This window comes from Acinetobacter sp. UBA3461 (assembly GCF_002381195.1).
Taxonomy (GTDB): domain Bacteria; phylum Pseudomonadota; class Gammaproteobacteria; order Pseudomonadales; family Moraxellaceae; genus Acinetobacter; species Acinetobacter schindleri.
This window is the reverse complement of the sequence record NZ_DFRO01000021.1, coordinates 1-17,948: the sequence shown is the minus strand read 5'-3', so window position 1 is coordinate 17,948 and position 17,948 is coordinate 1. Positions and strand designations below refer to the sequence as shown.

Here is a 17,948-nt window from a genome sequence, read left to right as displayed (position 1 = left end):
TAAATAAGCTCAAAGCTTGATCAATAGTGTGGATAACTCCAAAGTTATCCATATTTATTTATGTGAATAAGATAGTATTTATCCACAATAGATTTACTTTTAAATCAGCTCTTATTTTAAATTCAAATTTATTCTCTGGTGACTTGTGGGTAAATATTTTTAAATTTAAAATAATGTTTTAAATTTAAATGAGCAGCTTATGCAGGATTTCTGCGTTTAAGCCAAAACTGTCCAAAACTGTCCAAAATAGATTAGTTTGCCTGCTGTTTTTATAGAAAATTAAAATAAATATTATATAAAATAACCGCTTATGTGGTTAATGTAGTTTTATTTAATAGTTGGCGTGGAACATATTTTTACTTGGGAAATCTAGGTGTAGTTAAACTACATAATTATTTTAATAATCAAGTGAAATTTAATTTTATTTTTAAAATCATTGGATTAAATATAGTTATTATGGGTTTATTCTTTGGGTTGCTTTTCTAGCTCAGCATTTGTATTCGGATTTGTCTGAGCTATTTTCTGCAAGTTAGAAAGAGGAGTAAAAATTAAATAACTTCCGTTAAACAGAGTTTTTGATGAAGAAACTTGAAAAATAGAAACAGGTGATTTGATCTGTCTTGATTAAAGAATAAAAAGCGCCTGGAAGGCGCCTTTTATTCTTTTAGTACATTTACGGTGTCAGAATGACTTTACGACAGTCTTCTTCCTTTTTATCAAAAATACGGTAGCCTTCCGCAGCATCTTCCAGTTGCATGCGATGGGTAATAATCACATCTGGAGACAGATCTCCATTTTCAATATGTTCGAGCAACTGCGGCAAGTATTTATGCACATGGGTTTGTCCCATTTTAAAAGTCAAACCTTTATCAAAGGCATCACCAAACAGGAAGCCATGAATTGGACCGGCATAAACCCCCGGTACACTCACCACACCGCCGCGTCGGACTGCTGCAATACATTGTCTTAGTGCTGAACCACTCGAACCTTCTAATTTCAGGTTGGTCATTACGGTTTCCAGAACACTCCCTTTGGCTTCGAAACCAACGGCATCAATAACTGCATCAACACCACGATAACCTGCTGTATTTTGAATAATAAATTCAGCTGCATCGACTTCATCAAAGTTGACCGGAATGACCCCATAGGTTTGATGAGCAAATCGCAAGCGATAAGGGTGATGGTCTACCATGAAGATCTGTTCGGCACCGAGCATCCGTGCACAAGCTGCAGATAACAGACCGACTGGACCTGCACCATAAATCGCCACTGTAGAACCACGGGTGACTTGAGCATTGGTTACTGCCTGCCAGGCTGTTGGCAGAATATCGGTCAGGAATAATACTTTTTCATCAGGCAAAGAGCCGGGAACCTTAAACGGTCCGACATTACCTTTGGGAATTCGCACATATTCAGCCTGACCACCCGGAACACCACCATACAGGTGGCTAAAGCCAAACAAGGCCGCTCCTGGTGGAATCTGTTTTTTATTCAGGATCGCACCACGACCCGTATTGGTATTTTCACAGGCAGCCATGAGTTCATGTTCACAGAAAAAACAGTGACCGCATGCAATGACAAAGGGAATGATCACCCGGTCACCTTTTTTGACTTCTGTCACTGTAGGGCCGACTTCTTCTACAACTCCCATAAATTCATGGCCGAAAATATCACCGTCTTCAGTGGCCGGGATTTTACCCCGGTATAGATGTAGATCTGAGCCACAGATAGCGGTGGCTGTCACCCTTAAAATAACGTCATCTGGTTCCTGAATCACTGGATCTGGAACAGATTCAACTCGTACATCCCGAGCACCATGATAGGTAAGAGCACGCATGCGGATTTCCTCTCTAGTTCAACATAAATAGTCTCAAATAAGGCTGCTGATTATTAAAAAGCCTTTTTATTAGAGCCTTATAACCTGACCTAGAGCTGTAAATTAATGTATGAAATAAGGAAGCCGAGTGTTTAAAAAATAAACTTATATAGTACTTGCGTAATTCACTACAAAATATGTCAAAAATCGAGTAAATGATTAACCAAGCTGAGAAGTGTAGGAAAATAGGTAAGAGAAAAGATTTACTAATAGCAGAGAAAATATAAACCCATAAAAAAAGGATCAGTAACTATAGTTAATGATCCTTGAAGCTTTAAACAAATATTAAAATTAGCTTTCTTGGAAGGACTGTTCCAGTTCTTCTAATTCCATCATCAGTTCCAGCATCTGTTCTTCAGCAGTTTCCAGTTGTGCTTTCAATTCAGTCTGCTCATTCATGAGCTTAAGCAATTCATCCTTACGCGCTGCATCATACAGACCAGTATCTGACAGCTTTTCTTCAATTGCAGCCAGTTTTGGCTGCAACTTTCCGATCTGGCTTTCACATTTTTCAATATTTTTGCGAATCGGCCGAGTCCGCTCACGTTGGCGAGCAGCCTCCTTGCGTTGGGCTTCTTTATCCATTTTACTTGGTACAGGTTTCGCTTCAGCTTGCTGTGTTTTCATCACTTCAGCAGTTTTAGGCGCATTTTTTAATAATTCTGCACGTGCCTGACGTAACCACTCGGCATAAACCACCAGATCACCATTAAATTCAGTACATTTGCCGTTATGAACTAACAGCAGCTCATCACAGACACTGGCGATCAGCTGACGTTCATGCGAAACCAGCACGACAGCACCCTCGAAATCTTGTAGTGCCATCGTTAAAGCATGACGCATATCCAGATCCAGATGGTTGGTTGGTTCATCCAGAATCAGCACGTTTGGACGCTGCCATACGATTAATGCAAGTGCTAAACGGGCACGTTCACCACCCGAGAAACTTTCACTTGGTGTATCCATGCGTTCGCCGCTAAAGCCGAAGCTGCCGAGGAAAGAACGCAAGCTGGCCTCACTGATTTTAGGATCAGCGATACGTGCCAGCTGCAACATCGGGCTGGCGCTACCATCCAGTGCATCCATCTGGTGCTGGGCAAAGTAGCCAATATTTAACAATTCTGAGTCTTTACGAAGACCTTTAATTAAAGCTAAATCACCGACGAGAGATTTAATCAGAGTCGATTTACCAGCACCATTCATCCCCAGCAGACCAATACGGCTATTTGGAGTAATTTGCAGGGTAACATTACGCACAATCAGCTTGTCGCCATAACCGATATCGGCATTTTCCAGCTGTAGTAATGGTGAACTCATTTTGGTTGGTTCACGGAAGCTGAAAGTGAACGGCGTATCTACATGCGCAACGGAGAGTTCCTGCATACGCTCCAGCTGCTTGATTCGGCTCTGGGCCTGTTTTGCCTTGGTGGCTTTGGCCTTAAAACGGTCAATAAATTTTTGCAGATGGGCACGCACTTCAAGTTGCTTTTCATAGGCTTGTTGCTGCTGTGCCAGACGTTCGCTACGGGTGCGCTCGAAAGTCGAATAGTTACCGGTATATAAGGTCAGTTCCTGATTTTCGATATGTAAAATATGATCGGTAATGGCATCCAGGAAATCCCGGTCATGTGAAATCAGCACCAAGGTACCTTCATAGGCTTTGAGCCAGTCTTCTAGCCAAAGAATCGCATCTAAATCTAAATGGTTGGTCGGTTCATCCAGTAATAACAGATCAGAACGGCTCATCAGGGTACGCGCCAGATTCAGACGCATACGCCATCCCCCCGAAAAACTGGCAACATCCAGCTCGGATTGATAATCCATAAAGCCCAAACCTGCCATCAGCTGTGAAGCCTTAGAGGGTGCTACATAACCGGAAATTTCGTCAAAGCGGCCATAGAGGCGTGCCAGTTCAGCATCATCTAGTTGTTCAGGATGGTTCAGCTTTTGTTGGATATCCCAGTATTCCTCATCCCCAGACAGGACAAAATCAATCGCCTTCATATTCAAGGCTTTGATTTCCTGGGCCATATGCGCCACAGTCCAGACTGCAGGACGGGTGAGGGAACCACTGTCAGATTCAATTCCACCCAAGAGTGCTGAAAACAGGGTCGACTTGCCGGCTCCATTGACACCGGTCAGGCCAATTTTCCATCCAGGATGCAATTGCATGGAGGCTTTCTGGAAAAGGATGCGTCCACCGCGGCGTATGGTTAACTGATCTAACTGAATCATGGAACTGTACTGACATTCGACAAGAAGAATGGCGCTATTCTAAAGGAAAGCCCATCAAAATAAAAAAATCTTGCTGGAGAATTCACAGGATCCTGCACTTCATCCATAACATAGATTCATATTTTTGAATCTATGTTTAAATAGAACAGGTATTTTTAATGACAAACAAGATGATATTGAAATATAAATTTCAGTAAAAAATAACCAAGAATAAATAGAGTAGAGCAAAATGAAGAAAGGATCTTTGATTTTAGCAGCCTTGACTGTACTTGCCTCAAATATGAGTTCTGCCAAGGTAGATATCTGCGTCTTTGATTTATTGGGCAAATCTGGTGAATCTTACAAGTTACTAGAAGAATGGCAGTTAGTGAGCAAGCAATGGGGGACTGAAGTACAACTGCTTGCTTATCAGGATGAAGCCAAAGTCGATCAGGACTTTAAAGCAGGCAAATGTGATGGTCTGTTTATGACCTCCATGCGTGCCCGGGCCTATAACAAATTTGCCGGTTCAATTGATGCCATCGGTGGTGTGCCTAGCAATGATATCGCCATGAAAGCCATTAGCTATGTACTGGATCAGCGTAATGCCAAACGTCTGGTGTCTACCATTGGCAAAGACAAGTTTGAAGTTGCCGGAATTGTGCAAATTGGTACGGCATATATTTTTGTACGGGATCGTGCCATAAACAAGATTGAACAGGTTAAAGATAAGAAATTTGCAGTTTTGCATTATGACTATGCACAAAAAGCCATGGTCAACCGGATTGAAGCTGTACCAGTTATGTCGGAAATTTCTAATTTTATTCGCCGTTTTAATCAGGGCGAAGTCGATATTGTGGCGGCACCTGCTTATGCTTTTAAGCCGCTAGAACTGTCTAAGGGCTTGGGGAATAAAGGTGCAATGATCAAGTTTCCTGTAGTAAATGTGACGGCAGATTTAATTATTCGGCCAAATAAATTTCCGGACAAGTTTGCAGCACAATCACGTGCCTGGTTCATTAAACAGTTACCGAAAACCATTGCTACTGTTAAACGTATGGAAGCAGAAATTCCAGCTAAATATACGCTCAATTTAAGTCGTGAGGACTATACCAGTTACCAGAAAATTCTCCGAGATGGCCGGATTGATCTGACTAATCAGGGCATCTATGACGCGAATATGATGCGGGTATTGAAACGTGCGCGTTGTACGGTAGAACGTACCAATTTTGAATGCTCATTAGGCGGAGAATAGTGATCTAATGTATTTGTTTGTAAATTGAATTAAAAAAATGTAAGTTTTTGGGATTTTAAATAAATCACTAAAAAATTGATATCTATGGACTTCCTTATATCTAAAATGTGAATACGGGACACATTTTGATAATAGGGGACAAACTCCCTAAATATAATGGAGTAAATACTCTATTTTTTTTAAAGAAACTTGCTAATATTTGTCACAAGTATGGAAACTCCATCGAAGAACAAGATTTTGCAAGGATTATTAGAATGAAAAAAACACTTCTAGCATTGGCGGCGTTTTCTGCCGTTAGTTTCGCAGGTACAGCGCAAGCGAAAAAAGTCGATATCTGTGTTTTCGACTTACTTGGCAAATCTGGTGAGTCTTTCCAGATGGCTCAGGAATGGGCACTGGCAGCGAAATCATGGGGGGCAGAAATTAATCTGATTGCCCGTCAGGATGAAGCAGTTGCAGATAATGATTTTAAAGCAGGTAAATGTGACGGCGTATTTATGACGGCGATGCGTGCACGTCAATACAATAAATTTGCTGGCTCTATTGATGCGCTAGGCGGCGTGCCAAGTAATGCGATTGCACAGCGTGCCATTACCTTCGCTTTGGATAAACGTAATGCTGCCAAAATGGTCAGTAATTTAGGCGGCAAAAAATATGAAATTGCCGGTATTGCACCACTGGGCTCGGCTTTTATCTTTGTGCGTGACAAAAACATCAACTCGATTGAAAAAGCCGCCGGTAAAAAGTTTGCTGTACTGGGCTATGACGATGCACAAAAAATCATGGTGCAGCGTGTAGGTGCCCAGGCAGTCGTGTCTGATGTATCCAACTTTGTAGCCAAGTTTAATAATGGTCAGGTAGATATGGTAGGTGCACCTGCTTATGCCTATAAGCCGCTAGAAATCTATAAAGGCTTGGGCAATAGTGGCGCGATGTTTAACTTCCCGGTGCTGCACGTCACTTCAGACTTTGTGATCCGTCCTGAAAGCTTCCCGGCAGGTTTTGGGCAGAAATCACGTGATTGGTTTGTTAAAAACTTGCCAAAGAGCATGGCGATGATTAACCGTTTAGAAGCCGGTATTCCAGCCAAATATAAAATGAACCTGAGTGCAGAAGACAAGACCAAATATCAAAAAATGCTTCGTGACGGCCGTATGGATATGACCAAGCGGGGAATTTATGATGCTTCTATGATGAGTGTACTGAAACGTGCCCGCTGTTCTGTCGACAAGGCAAACTTCGAATGTTCACTGCCGGGTGAATAAACTGATTTTAAAAGGAAAAAAGCCTGGAAAATTCCAGGCTTTCTTTATGTTAAGGCAGGCAACTTTACCATTGCCTGCGACTTGAAAATGATTAGAATGAATATCAGTCATGCTGTCATCTTTCTCATAAAAACAATGATATGCAGCAGTCCTGAGAAAACAAAAACAATTTTTTAAGGAATAAAATATGAAAATTTGGTTGAAGGCGTTCGCACTCGGTACAGGCATGGTCGCAGCGTCCGGTACAGTACAGGCGAAGCAAATCGTCTGTGTATTTGATCTGGTCGGTAAGAATGGCGATGTGTACGCTGTGATGAAAGATTATCAGCTGGCTGCAAAAAACTGGGGTGCAAATATCGAGCTGCGGGTAAATACCAATGAAGCTGTGGTTGCAGAAGACTTTAAAGCCGGGAAATGTGATGGTATTAGCGTCACAGGGATGCGCGGACGCCAGTTCAATAATTTTACCGGTTCACTGGATGCCATTGGTGCGATCCCAGATCTGAATCTGGCGGTTAAAGTAATGCAAGGACTGGCAAGCAAGACTTTTGCCAAACATATGTTACAAGGCAAATATGAAGTCGCCGGAGTCATTCCAGTGGGTGATGCTTTCCTGCTGGTCAATGACCGCAGTATTAATACCGTAGCTAAAGCAGCAGGCAAAAAAATTGCTGTACTGGATTATGACGAAGCGCAAAAAATCATGGTGCAACAGGTAGGTGCACAGGCGGTCAGCGCTGATGTCACCAACTTCGGTGCCAAGTTTAACAATGGTCAGGTTGATATCATTGGCGCACCTGCTGCCGTATTCAAACCCTTAGAACTGCATAAAGGTCTAGGTAGCAAAGGTGCAATTGTGAATTATCCGATTTTACAGGTGACAGGCAATATCATCATCCGCCCAGATAAATTTCCGGCAGGTTTTGGGCAAAAATCACGTGAATGGGTGAAAGGGGAGTTGCCACGCGCTTTCGGAATTTTAGGTAAAATGAAAGCTGATATTCCCTCTAAATACTGGATGGATATTCCAGCAACAGACAAACCCGGTTATCAGAAAATGATGCGTGAAGCGCGGATTGATCTGACGAAGCGCGGTATTTATGACAAACGTATGATGAAGCTGTTATGGCAGTTCCGCTGTAAGCAGGACCCGAAAAATTTTGAGTGTGCACTACAGGATGAAAATTATAAAAAATCCTGATAAATTTACTCTGATTAAGCTTTAATTTACAAAGACTGACCATATATTGAGTATGCTATACTTGAAATATGGTCTTTTCTTTTTAAAGATGCCCGAACCGAACAGAGGAATCCATCATGAATGCTCAAGCACTTGTGCTGACTGACAATGCTGCCAATAAAGTACGCCAATTGCGTGACAGTGAAGGTAACCAAGATCTTATGCTACGTGTCTATGTGACTGGTGGCGGCTGTTCAGGTTTCTCTTATGGCTTCAACTTTGCTGAAAGCCAGAATGAAGATGATGCAGAATTTATTAACGGCGATGTGAAGATGCTGGTCGACTCACTCAGCTATCAGTACCTGGTAGGTTCAGTCGTTGACTATATTGAAGGGTTGGAAGGTTCACGCTTTGTGGTACAAAACCCGAATGCTACGACTACATGTGGCTGTGGTTCATCTTTCTCGATCTAAACATGATTTGAAATTTAGACCATAGAAATCAAAAGTCCTCAAAATGAGGACTTTTTTATACGCTATTTTTATAGTTAAGCCTCAAGTTTCACCGCTTCAAGCAGGTCAAAGATCACTGTCGTCACATCCTGACTCAGCTCACGATTATTAAAAATCTCATAAGCTGTGATAGTAATGTCGGTATCACTTGGTAACAGTTTTTGTTCTTCCTCAATCAGGTCGTTGATCGGCAGCAGAGTTTGCCTCACTTCTAAATGCAGAATGTCCTGGTAAGCAATATTTTCATCCTCAAGTTCAATCAGCTGCTCATTGAAATAAGGGAGCAGAATCGCATGTAAATAAGGCTGAAGTTCTACAATATCAAAGATTTCGATATCACGAGTTTCATCAATTGTGCTGATATGATCATTGGCTTCAATCAGGATATGGTAATAACTCATGCCGATCTCCACAGAGGGCTTTGGTGAATGATAGATGCTCACAATAACATGAAATCATCAACTATGGTCGTTCAAAAAGATAATAAAGACATAAAACTTATAAGGAATTAGATTGCTTAAGATTTGCGTGTATATAGCAAAGTTTTGTCTGCCGGTCGCAGTTCAAAATTTTCCAGCTTTTGTTCACCCAGTACCGGATACATCAGTGCTTCAGGATCGCCATGATGCAATAAACCTAAGGCATGACCCAGTTCATGTGCCAAAGTTAGACGTAAGTCATCTTGTGCATCAAACTGATAGACATGGATTTCATCGCCTTTAAAAATCCCTTTATGGAACTGGCGTGGCGGAAAGCGCTGCTGTGCCTGATTGATATTGTTGTGGTGAGACTGAACACTGCTTTGATAGGCGGAAACCTGAGTATTAAAAGATAATTGTTGTTGCTGCAGATATTCCGCTTCACGCTGGAAACGTTCTGACCTGAATTGAAGCTCGTTAAATTCCTGTTGCAACTGTTGACGTTGAGGAGCAGAAAGTCCTGGTTGATTGCGCCGTAGCATGAGTTGCTCGAACTGGAGTTGCAGCAGATTGCGCTGTGCTAGCAGATGACGCTGTTGCTGATCCAGATGATTTCGAGAGGAGGTCAGGTTTTCTGCCTGACGTTGATATTGGGCTTCATCGCGAAGTAATTTCTGTGTGGTTTTTTTCAGTGCATCATATTCCTGCTGGCGGTGATCATAAATCAGCTTGATGCTGAGCTGTGCATTTTCATCATAGACCATCAGGTCATCACGGCCAGTACCACGATGCCAGATCTCAACGGCTTCTTGTGCCAGTTGAATCACTTCTTCACGAGTTAGTCCAAAACCCGGGTCGACCTGATCCACCTTAAAGCGTAAGCGCGTATCAAAAGGATGGTTGAGTCGGTCAGTCAGAGAGTTGAATTTTAGCTGCGGATGAGACTGGGTCTGTAGATGCAGAAAACCTGCAATTAGCAATATCACTACAACTAGACAGAGCAGAAGACGCATATTTTTTATTTAAATGTTTATTTTTTAAAAATATAGCTTAATTTTATTGTCTTTCCCATGCTTATTTGCATCATCCTTCAGCTTTTGGATAAAGCCCTAATTCGGCCAAAGCCTGCTGCAAAATCTCAAGGCGGATCGCCGGATCCATACCATTTTGCATCTGCATATTCAGCGAAAATGCCACGATTTCAGCCTGCGGTGTTTCAACCCAGCCGGTGAGCCAGCCGACTTGCGGTTCCACATCCATGCCCCAACCGGATTTGGCATATAGGCGATAAGCTTGCTGTTCCTGTAAAAGTAACATGGCTTTGACTTGTTGCTGGACTTGAGGATCAAAGGCAAGCTGCTCTTGAGCAAGCGCAGAGACAAATTCGACTTCCTGTTTTGGAGTGATTTTCAAAGGGCCTACCAACCAGAAGTTATCGACCTGCTGCCCAATATGTTGATTGCCGAATTGAATACGTCTCACTTCCTGTTCCATCAATTCAAGGCCAATGCGACGTGCCAGTTCCTGATAGACGGGTACAGCAGAAGCTTGCATGGCTTGGCCGAGAGTCATGTCTTTTTCCCAGGCTGAAAAACTGCGTTTCTTGCCATCCCATTTAAAAATTTCATTGGTTGTGGCTTTACCATGTTGCAGGCCAATCAGGGCATTGAGCATTTTAAAAGTAGAGGCGGGAACATATTCGGTATCTGCACGGCTTAAATCATTGCCATAGACCTGTATCTGTTGATCACGCTGAATCACTAAAACACCTGCGCTTTGCGCCTGATCAAATAATTGGGCAATGGCTTGGGTAGATTGAGTTGAAGTGCTTTGAGATGGGGAAGATGAAACGGGCAGGCTACACGCCGTCAGGCCCAAGCAACTAACTAAAAGCAGTAAAATCAGAATTTTCATGAGTTCAGGATATTTTAATGTTTGAGTTAACTTAAACAGCTTTTCCTGAAAATACGATCAAATTTTGGTAATTTTTATTTTATTCTTTCAAGTTGAGACATAAAAAAACCGCGCTTTCGCGCGGTTTTTTGAGTTAAAGCGACAAATTATTTCTTGTCATCTTTTACTTCAGTGAACTCAGCATCTACAACGCCGTCGTCCGCTTTTTGAGATTGACCTTCGCCGCCTTGGAATGCGTTTGGATCAAAACCTTGCGCACCGCCTTGGCCTTGAGCTGCTTCATAAGCACGTTGAGTAATCGGCATGATGATGTTTTGCAGCGCTTCAGTTTTCGCTTTGATCGCTTCTACATCATTTTCTTTAGTTGACGCTTCTAACTCAGACACTGCAGTTTCGATTGCAGTTTTTTCGTCAGCAGTCACTTGTTCACCAAGATCTTTCACTGCTTTTTGAGCAGAAGAAACCAAGGCATCCGCTTCGTTACGTGCTTTAGCCAGCTCTTCAAACTTACGGTCTTCTTCAGCATTCGCTTCAGCATCTTTGATCATTGCTTCGATTTCAGCATCAGACAAACCTGAGTTTGCTTTGATCTGGATAGATTGCTCTTTACCAGTGCTCTTGTCTTTTGCAGATACTTTCAAGATACCATCGGCGTTGATGTCGAACGATACTTCAATTTGTGGCACACCACGTGGAGCTGGTGGGATGTCACCTAACTGGAAATTACCCAACAATTTGTTTTGCTGCGCCATTTTACGTTCACCTTGGTAAACCGAAATGTCTACAGCAGGCTGGTTGTCCGCAGCAGTTGAGAACACTTGCGATTTTTTCGCAGGAATCGTGGTGTTTTTCTCGATGATTGGAGTCAACACACCGCCCATGGTTTCAATACCAAGTGTTAAAGGCGTTACATCAAGCAGAAGTACGTCAGTTTTGTCACCAGACAATACCGCACCTTGAATCGCAGCACCCATTGCTACCGCTTCGTCAGGGTTCACGTCTTTACGTGGCTCACGACCGAAGAATTCTTGAACTTTCTGTTGAACCATTGGCATACGAGACTGACCACCCACCAGGATCACGTCAGAGATGTCAGAAGTCGAAAGACCAGCATCTTTAAGTGCAATACGGCAAGGCTCAATCGTACGCGCAACCAGGTCAGCAACCAAACCTTCAAGTTTTGCACGAGTAACGTTGATCACTAAGTGTTTAGGACCAGTCGCATCTGCAGTGATGTATGGAAGGTTGATTTCAGTTGCGTTAGAAGAAGAAAGCTCGATTTTTGCTTTTTCAGCAGCTTCTTTCAGACGTTGTAACGCAAGTGGATCGTTTTTCAGATTCACGTTTTGTTCTTTCTTGAACTCTTCAACCAAGAAATCGATTAACGCGTTATCGAAGTCTTCACCACCCAGGAATGTATCACCGTTGGTAGATAACACTTCAATTTGTTGGTCGCCGTCAAGATCCGCGATTTCGATGATTGATACGTCGAATGTACCACCACCCAAGTCGTATACAGCAACTTTACGGTCGCCTTCTTTCTTGTCCATACCGAACGCAAGAGCCGCAGCAGTTGGTTCGTTAATGATACGTTTAACTTCTAGACCGGCAATTTTACCTGCATCTTTGGTCGCTTGACGCTGTGCATCGTTGAAGTAAGCAGGAACAGTAATAACAGCTTCTGTTACTGTTTCGCCCAGGTAGTCTTCTGCAGTTTTCTTCATTTTTTTCAGAACTTCTGCAGAGATCTGTTGTGGAGCAAGTTTCTTGTCGTTTACTTCAACCCAAGCATCGCCATTGTCAGCTTTCAGGATTTTGTAAGGTACAAGGCCGATATCTTTTTGTACGGCTTGGTCTTCATAACGACGACCGATCAGACGTTTGATCGCGAATAATGTGTTTTTAGGGTTAGTTACCGCTTGGCGTTTAGCTGATTGACCAACAAGGATCTCGCCATCTTTATAAGCAATGATCGATGGAGTTGTACGTGCGCCTTCAGCGTTTTCGATAACTTTAACTTTGTCGCCTTCAAGTACTGCAACACATGAGTTTGTAGTACCTAAGTCAATACCAATGATTTTAGCCATTTGGATGTTTCCTCAAAAATTCTTTTATTCCCAAATTGTTCCCTTTAACAAAGGGAAATTAAAAGGGATTTACTTGTTATCCGATATGAGAGCCGTTCAATTTTTTTCAAGTAAATTTTTAGAAAAAATTTCACAAACTCCCGATTTTATTTAGCTTAAGCGCCAACCATGACCATTGCAGGACGTAACAGACGGCCGTTCAGGGCATAGCCTTTTTGCAAGACTGTACCGATTTCATTGGCTTTGGCATCTGGTGCAATACCCACTGCCTGATGGAGCTCGGCATTAAAACCATTTTCAGTATCGACTGCGACCACACCAAATTTCTCTAAGGTGGTGAGTAATCCTTTGAGGGTGAGTTCTACACCTTCACGTAACGGGCTTTGTTCTTCACCCGCAGCAACAATTGCACGCTCCAGGTTGTCTACAGTATCTAAAAGTTCTTTAGAGAACTTTTCTAGAACAGTATCTTTATGCTTTTCTGATTCACGCTGAATACGTTCTACACTTTTTTGTGCTTCATATACGGCATTTGCAGTACGCGCTTTTTCCAGTTTTAAATCGCCTTCAAGTTGTGCGATTTGTTCCTGTAAAGACTCAACGGTAACTTCAGCTTGTTCAGGTTCAGCTTGAGCTGTTTGTTGTTCCGTTTGCTCTTGCTCAAGTTCTTGAGCTTGATCGTTTTGCTCAGTCGCCATTGATTTACTCCGTTTAAATGGGTTCTTAAACATGCACAGTCCTTCGGCGTCAGTGTTAACTGCGTTAATGCTGAACTGCCATGGTTTAGGGAAGTTCTTAATTACCTAAAGAAGTCGGGGCTGGGCTGCAAAATTCAAGCGAAATGAGTGATTAATTTTAAGATTTATTGAAAAAGTCCGTGTTTCCTTTATCTCAAGCCTGATTTAAGCAAGAAAAAGCAGATAATTTTTTAGTTTTGAAGATGAAAATCTAAGCATTTCTAAGCAGTTTTAATATTCATAACTCAATAAAAGCTGAATGATTAAGCGCTTAAATTAATCTTTAGAAAAACGAGTATTCAATAAAATGATGTTTTTAATTATAAAAATTCGTGAATCGTATTTTTAGATATGAACAATAATATTTATCTGTTTTAAAAATTAAATCAAAAGCGCCATCATAGTTACATCAACAGTGACTTGGTTCAGAAGGAGAGAGCCGAGCTGGGTTGCTGTTCCAGATTCATTTTACCCTTTTATAGCTGAGTACCCCAAGACTCAGCTATTTTTTTGCCTGAATTTTTATATTGATTGTTTTTTAGACATAAAAGCGATTAATAACTAAGCAATAAAGTATTTCACAAAAAATGATCAAATTCGTATTATTCATTTCAGATTCTATCGCTGTAGTTTCTTCTTATTTTGAAATGTGTTTTTCAAGCTTATCCTCTCTAGATAAGCTTTTTTTTTGCGTGAAATTTAGCAATTTTCTTCTCATATTCCTGTTATCAATCACTTATAAAAACGGTGTAAGTTAAAGCCTACAAGGATTCAAGCCAATATCGGCTTGGTCAGATACTCAAATCAGCCTAGTATTGATTTATCAAGAACAGGAAGTTCTGAAAAGTTTGCTGAGAAGCATATAAACGAGAGGATGTTCGTTTAAACACAACCCTATAAAACCCCTGGAGAAATACGCTTCAGGGGTTTTATTCTATAATAGCTATCTAACATCTATTTCTGTTCATAAAGACATTAAAAAAAGCCCGAGATCGGGCTTTTTTATAGATTAAATTTCTTTGGATTAGTGATCGTTTAGGTCGCTTTCAACTTTTTAGATTAATCTGACTATTCTAGCGACGTGATTCGTGCCAGCGTTTAACACGCTCATTTCGGTTCTGTTCAGCTTTACGTCGTTGCTGCTGTTCAGCTGCTCGGCGACGTGTATCTGCCTGCTGTCCACGCTTTTTACGCTCTGCCTCGGCTCGGTTTCTAGCCGCCTGGCTGCTACTGATTTTTTTGCGTTGCTGTTCAATACGCTGGCGTTCCTGCTGACGTCTATGATCCAGCTCAATCTGTTTTCTACGTTGATCATTCAACTGGCGACGCTGTTGCTCTAGTCGCTGACGTTCCAGTTCAGTTCGGCGACGTTCCTGCTGTAAACGTCGTTGCTGTTCATATTCCCAACGCTGCCGATCATAACGGTTATCATAACGGTAATCGCGGTCATAGCGATAGTCATAAGCTCTATTATAACGTCCGTCATAATAGTCATCTTCAGGGAATGCGACACAACCTACAGCCAATAAGCTCGTCGCAATTGATACGAATATCAGTTTTCCAGCCATAGGTGAGCACTCCTTGTTAAGGTCAATCCTACAATTTGCGCCTAAACAGCAGCTTAAATTGTCAATGACAGGGGGATAAAATGAGATTAGCTTATTGATCTGCCTAAATTTGTATGTCGATGTAGGCACTTATATAAGAATATGGTCAAAATACACCCTGATCATGTAGAAAATATGAAGAATTAAGCGAATAAGGATGGGAAGCTATGGTGATATCTAGTCAGCAATTACAGGCCATGATGGATAAGGGGCAAGGGGTGGCAGCGCGTCTGTTGGACCGATTACCTAAAATTGCTCAGGAAAGAATAGTCAGAAGTCTGGATTATCCTTATCACTATCCTGAACTGGATCCCTTTATAAAATGTCTGATGGCCGTGCAGTTAAAACAGGGCAAGACTGGAATAGTTAGAGAAGATATCGCGCAGTCACGTATTTTCTTTGAACAGAGCATGCAATTGCTAAAATCCAAACCGACTGCTATTCGCCAGGTTGAAGATATCCAGTTACCCTTGCACAGTGGCATCGTACAAGCACGTCACTATCACCCGGCTCCAGCTAAAAAGTTGCCTTTAATTATATTTTATCATGGAGGAGGCTTCCTGATTGGTAGTCTGGACACACATGATGAATATTGTCGTTTGCTGGCCAAACACGCGCATGCCCAAGTATTAAGTGTCGCTTATCCTTTGGCGCCGGAACATCATCCTTCACACATTGTTCAAGTCTGCGAAGATGCACTGGCTTGGGCGCATCAACATAGCAAGCAGCTCAGAATTCTAAAAAAACGCATTGCAGTCGCAGGGGATAGTGCGGGTGGCAATCTGGCAGCAGTCGTAGCTCAGCGCAGTGCAGACAAGATTTACGTACCTCAGGCCCAGTTACTGCTTTATCCAGCCATGGACTTTAAAAGCCGTCATCCTTCCTATTTTGCTTATAAAGATGGTCTGGTACTCACTGATGGTGATATCGAACTGGTGACTTATCATTATGTGGAACGACATGAAATTGCTTTGGATGATCCACTCATTTCACCGACCTATGGCAACCTGAAAAATTTACCGCCGGCTTATCTGATTACTGCTGGTCATGATGTGTTGCATGATGAAGGGGCTATTTATGCACATAAGCTGCGTCAGCATGGAGTGAAAGTACATTATCATGATTATACCGATCAGACGCATGGCTTTATTAATCTGACCAGTATTTCAAGACGCGCCAAAAAGAATGTAATTGAAATGAGTAAACACTTCCGTAAGTTCTGGGATAAGCATAGTTAAAAATAGCTCTCTGTATAGAGAGTAATAAATCAAATCTCAATTAAGGTGTTTCACGTGAAACACCAGTTTTTACTTTTTATGTACCTTGGCTTCGGGAAAGACCAGATTGAATTTAGGTACATAAAAGCTTTGTATATATTTAGCGCGGGAAAAATCAGGGAAAATTGATTGAGTATTTTGCCACTCTACCTGAGCGAGTTTGGATAGATAGCCTCGGAATTGCGGGCTAAACTGATAATGTGACGATTTCCAGGTTTGTCGAATCTTTAACATGGATGTTGGAAGATGATGACTATTTAAATAGAAGGAACGTGATGATTTAGATTTCTTCAGACGAACAGTCATGTTTTGCCCTTGATGAGTGATTCGGCAAATTACTTCCTGTCCTTGTTCCCGCCATTCAAATTCTGCGTATTCCTTCGGTATCCCCCATAAGTGTTGACCGTGAACAATAGATTCATGCGTAGAAACATAAATCTTTGGAATGGTAGACAGACGTCTTCGACTTATTAAAGGATGGTCCATAATCAGTAGCTCATCATAAGGACCTACAGGAGAATGGTGATAACGCACCAGCATAACTTGTACAACACGACCCAGCGGAGAAGGGGCAATTCCAAAATTCCGAGATTCACGGATAAAGTGCGGTGTAATCCAATAATTCAAAATAAAACCCTCTCCCTGTAAATGCCAGGGAGGAAACTGATGAATATTTTTCTCCTGCAAACGATGCACGTTCATTCTTATTCTCTTGTAATTGGTCGGTTAGGGTAATGCATTAATGGGTATCAAAGATTAATATAGCTTGATTCTCAACCCTTACTTCTGAGTAGATGAGTTAAAAAATGTTAAAAAAACCATTATATGCAATAGCTTTAACAGCTTTATCTTTACCAGCACTGGCGGCCAATTCCATAGTTGAAATGAAAACTTCTATGGGGAATATCGAAATTGAGCTTTATAATGATAAAGCACCGATCTCTGCCAAAAACTTTGAAGACTATGTAAAAGACAACTTTTATAAAGGCACCATTTTTCACCGGGTTATTCCAGGTTTTATGGTACAGGGTGGCGGCTTTGATACGAATATGGTGGAAAAGCCAAATAATAAATCAACTATTAAGAATGAATCTTATAATGGTGTAAGCAATACACGTGGCACTTTAGCTATGGCTCGTATGAATCAGCCAGATTCAGCCCGTTCCCAGTTCTTTGTGAACCTGGTCGATAATAACTTTTTGAACCGTTCTCCTATGAATGCGGGTTATGCAGTATTTGGTAAAGTAACTAAAGGCATGGATGTGGTTGATAAAATTGCTGGTGTTCCGACTGCCAACTATGGAATGCATCAAAATGTGCCACTAAAACCAGTTATTATTGATAGTGTGAGCATTAAAACAGCAGGCCCGCAAAAATAAGTAAAAAATGATGTAGAAATATTTTAAGGTTATTTTTATTTTATAATCATGCAGTTATGTGAATAATAGAATAAAAATGATCCATATTGGTGCATAAAAATAGTACACTCGTGATTTGTGTCAGTGAAAAGCACTTGCACGTGTAAGAAATTGCCCTATAATGCACCCATACCGACGAGATACACGGTGATGAACGAAGCGAGACGCTGAGTTATCCGGTGTTTTG

At 41.6% G+C, this 17,948-nt stretch carries 15 protein-coding genes; 6 read left to right on the top strand and 9 right to left on the bottom strand.

The window, feature by feature from the left end; all coding sequences use genetic code 11:
* Nucleotides 1-673 precede the first annotated feature (673 nt).
* Together B3D47_RS04160 and B3D47_RS04155 are read right to left on the bottom strand one after the other, a co-directional pair.
* The gene (locus tag B3D47_RS04160) at nt 674-1,837 is read right to left on the bottom strand and encodes a zinc-dependent alcohol dehydrogenase (protein WP_286860102.1); all 1,164 of its coding nucleotides are present in this window, start codon (nt 1,835-1,837) and stop codon (nt 674-676) included.
* Nucleotides 1,838-2,167: 330 nt separating this feature from the next.
* Nucleotides 2,168-4,111, bottom strand: a complete 1,944-nt coding sequence (locus B3D47_RS04155; protein ID WP_286860100.1) for an ATP-binding cassette domain-containing protein — start codon at nt 4,109-4,111, stop codon at nt 2,168-2,170.
* A gap of 229 nt (nt 4,112-4,340) precedes the next feature.
* On the opposite strand from B3D47_RS04155, the gene B3D47_RS04150 reads away from it, so the two are divergent.
* From B3D47_RS04150 to erpA, 4 genes are all read left to right on the top strand, one after another.
* Complete coding sequence (locus B3D47_RS04150) at nt 4,341-5,345, top strand: putative solute-binding protein (protein WP_286860098.1); 1,005 nt, start codon at nt 4,341-4,343, stop codon at nt 5,343-5,345.
* A gap of 254 nt (nt 5,346-5,599) precedes the next feature.
* Complete coding sequence (locus B3D47_RS04145) at nt 5,600-6,610, top strand: putative solute-binding protein (protein ID WP_004814025.1); 1,011 nt, start codon at nt 5,600-5,602, stop codon at nt 6,608-6,610.
* 226 nt (nt 6,611-6,836) lie between these two features.
* Nucleotides 6,837-7,811: a putative solute-binding protein gene (locus B3D47_RS04140; RefSeq protein ID WP_286860133.1), complete on the top strand. Its 975-nt coding sequence runs from the start codon at nt 6,837-6,839 to the stop codon at nt 7,809-7,811.
* Nucleotides 7,812-7,927: 116 nt separating this feature from the next.
* Nucleotides 7,928-8,263, top strand: coding sequence for an iron-sulfur cluster insertion protein ErpA (gene erpA, locus B3D47_RS04135; protein ID WP_004814030.1), 336 nt, complete (start codon nt 7,928-7,930; stop codon nt 8,261-8,263).
* A 74-nt stretch (nt 8,264-8,337) separates the two neighbouring features.
* Here erpA and B3D47_RS04130 read toward each other — a convergent pair whose 3' ends face one another.
* The 6 genes from B3D47_RS04130 to B3D47_RS04105 form a co-directional block, all read right to left on the bottom strand.
* Nucleotides 8,338-8,715, bottom strand: coding sequence for a hypothetical protein (locus B3D47_RS04130; protein WP_171063867.1), 378 nt, complete (start codon nt 8,713-8,715; stop codon nt 8,338-8,340).
* 104 nt (nt 8,716-8,819) lie between these two features.
* The gene (locus tag B3D47_RS04125) at nt 8,820-9,734 is read right to left on the bottom strand and encodes a matrixin family metalloprotease (RefSeq protein ID WP_286860096.1); all 915 of its coding nucleotides are present in this window, start codon (nt 9,732-9,734) and stop codon (nt 8,820-8,822) included.
* A 70-nt stretch (nt 9,735-9,804) separates the two neighbouring features.
* Nucleotides 9,805-10,635 (bottom strand): OXA-134 family carbapenem-hydrolyzing class D beta-lactamase OXA-1005, encoded by an 831-nt coding sequence (locus tag B3D47_RS04120; RefSeq protein WP_163170629.1) that lies wholly within the window; start codon nt 10,633-10,635, stop codon nt 9,805-9,807.
* A gap of 146 nt (nt 10,636-10,781) precedes the next feature.
* Nucleotides 10,782-12,722 (bottom strand): molecular chaperone DnaK, encoded by a 1,941-nt coding sequence (dnaK, locus tag B3D47_RS04115; RefSeq protein ID WP_286860094.1) that lies wholly within the window; start codon nt 12,720-12,722, stop codon nt 10,782-10,784.
* Between the two features lie 155 nt (nt 12,723-12,877).
* The gene (gene grpE, locus B3D47_RS04110) at nt 12,878-13,420 is read right to left on the bottom strand and encodes a nucleotide exchange factor GrpE (RefSeq protein WP_099337821.1); all 543 of its coding nucleotides are present in this window, start codon (nt 13,418-13,420) and stop codon (nt 12,878-12,880) included.
* Between the two features lie 1,112 nt (nt 13,421-14,532).
* Nucleotides 14,533-15,027 carry a hypothetical protein gene (locus tag B3D47_RS04105; protein ID WP_286860092.1) on the bottom strand — a complete coding sequence of 165 codons (495 nt, stop codon included), beginning with the start codon at nt 15,025-15,027 and terminating at the stop codon, nt 14,533-14,535.
* Between the two features lie 206 nt (nt 15,028-15,233).
* Here B3D47_RS04105 and B3D47_RS04100 point away from each other — a divergent pair, with 206 nt between their 5' ends.
* Nucleotides 15,234-16,304: an alpha/beta hydrolase gene (locus tag B3D47_RS04100; protein ID WP_004897438.1), complete on the top strand. Its 1,071-nt coding sequence runs from the start codon at nt 15,234-15,236 to the stop codon at nt 16,302-16,304.
* Between the two features lie 69 nt (nt 16,305-16,373).
* Here the strand turns inward: B3D47_RS04100 and B3D47_RS04095 are convergent, their stop codons facing one another.
* Nucleotides 16,374-17,045: an acetoacetate decarboxylase family protein gene (locus B3D47_RS04095; protein ID WP_286860089.1), complete on the bottom strand. Its 672-nt coding sequence runs from the start codon at nt 17,043-17,045 to the stop codon at nt 16,374-16,376.
* Nucleotides 17,046-17,149: 104 nt separating this feature from the next.
* Between B3D47_RS04095 and B3D47_RS04090 the strand changes: the two genes are divergently transcribed.
* Nucleotides 17,150-17,722: a peptidylprolyl isomerase gene (locus tag B3D47_RS04090; RefSeq protein WP_286860087.1), complete on the top strand. Its 573-nt coding sequence runs from the start codon at nt 17,150-17,152 to the stop codon at nt 17,720-17,722.
* Nucleotides 17,723-17,948 lie beyond the last annotated feature (226 nt).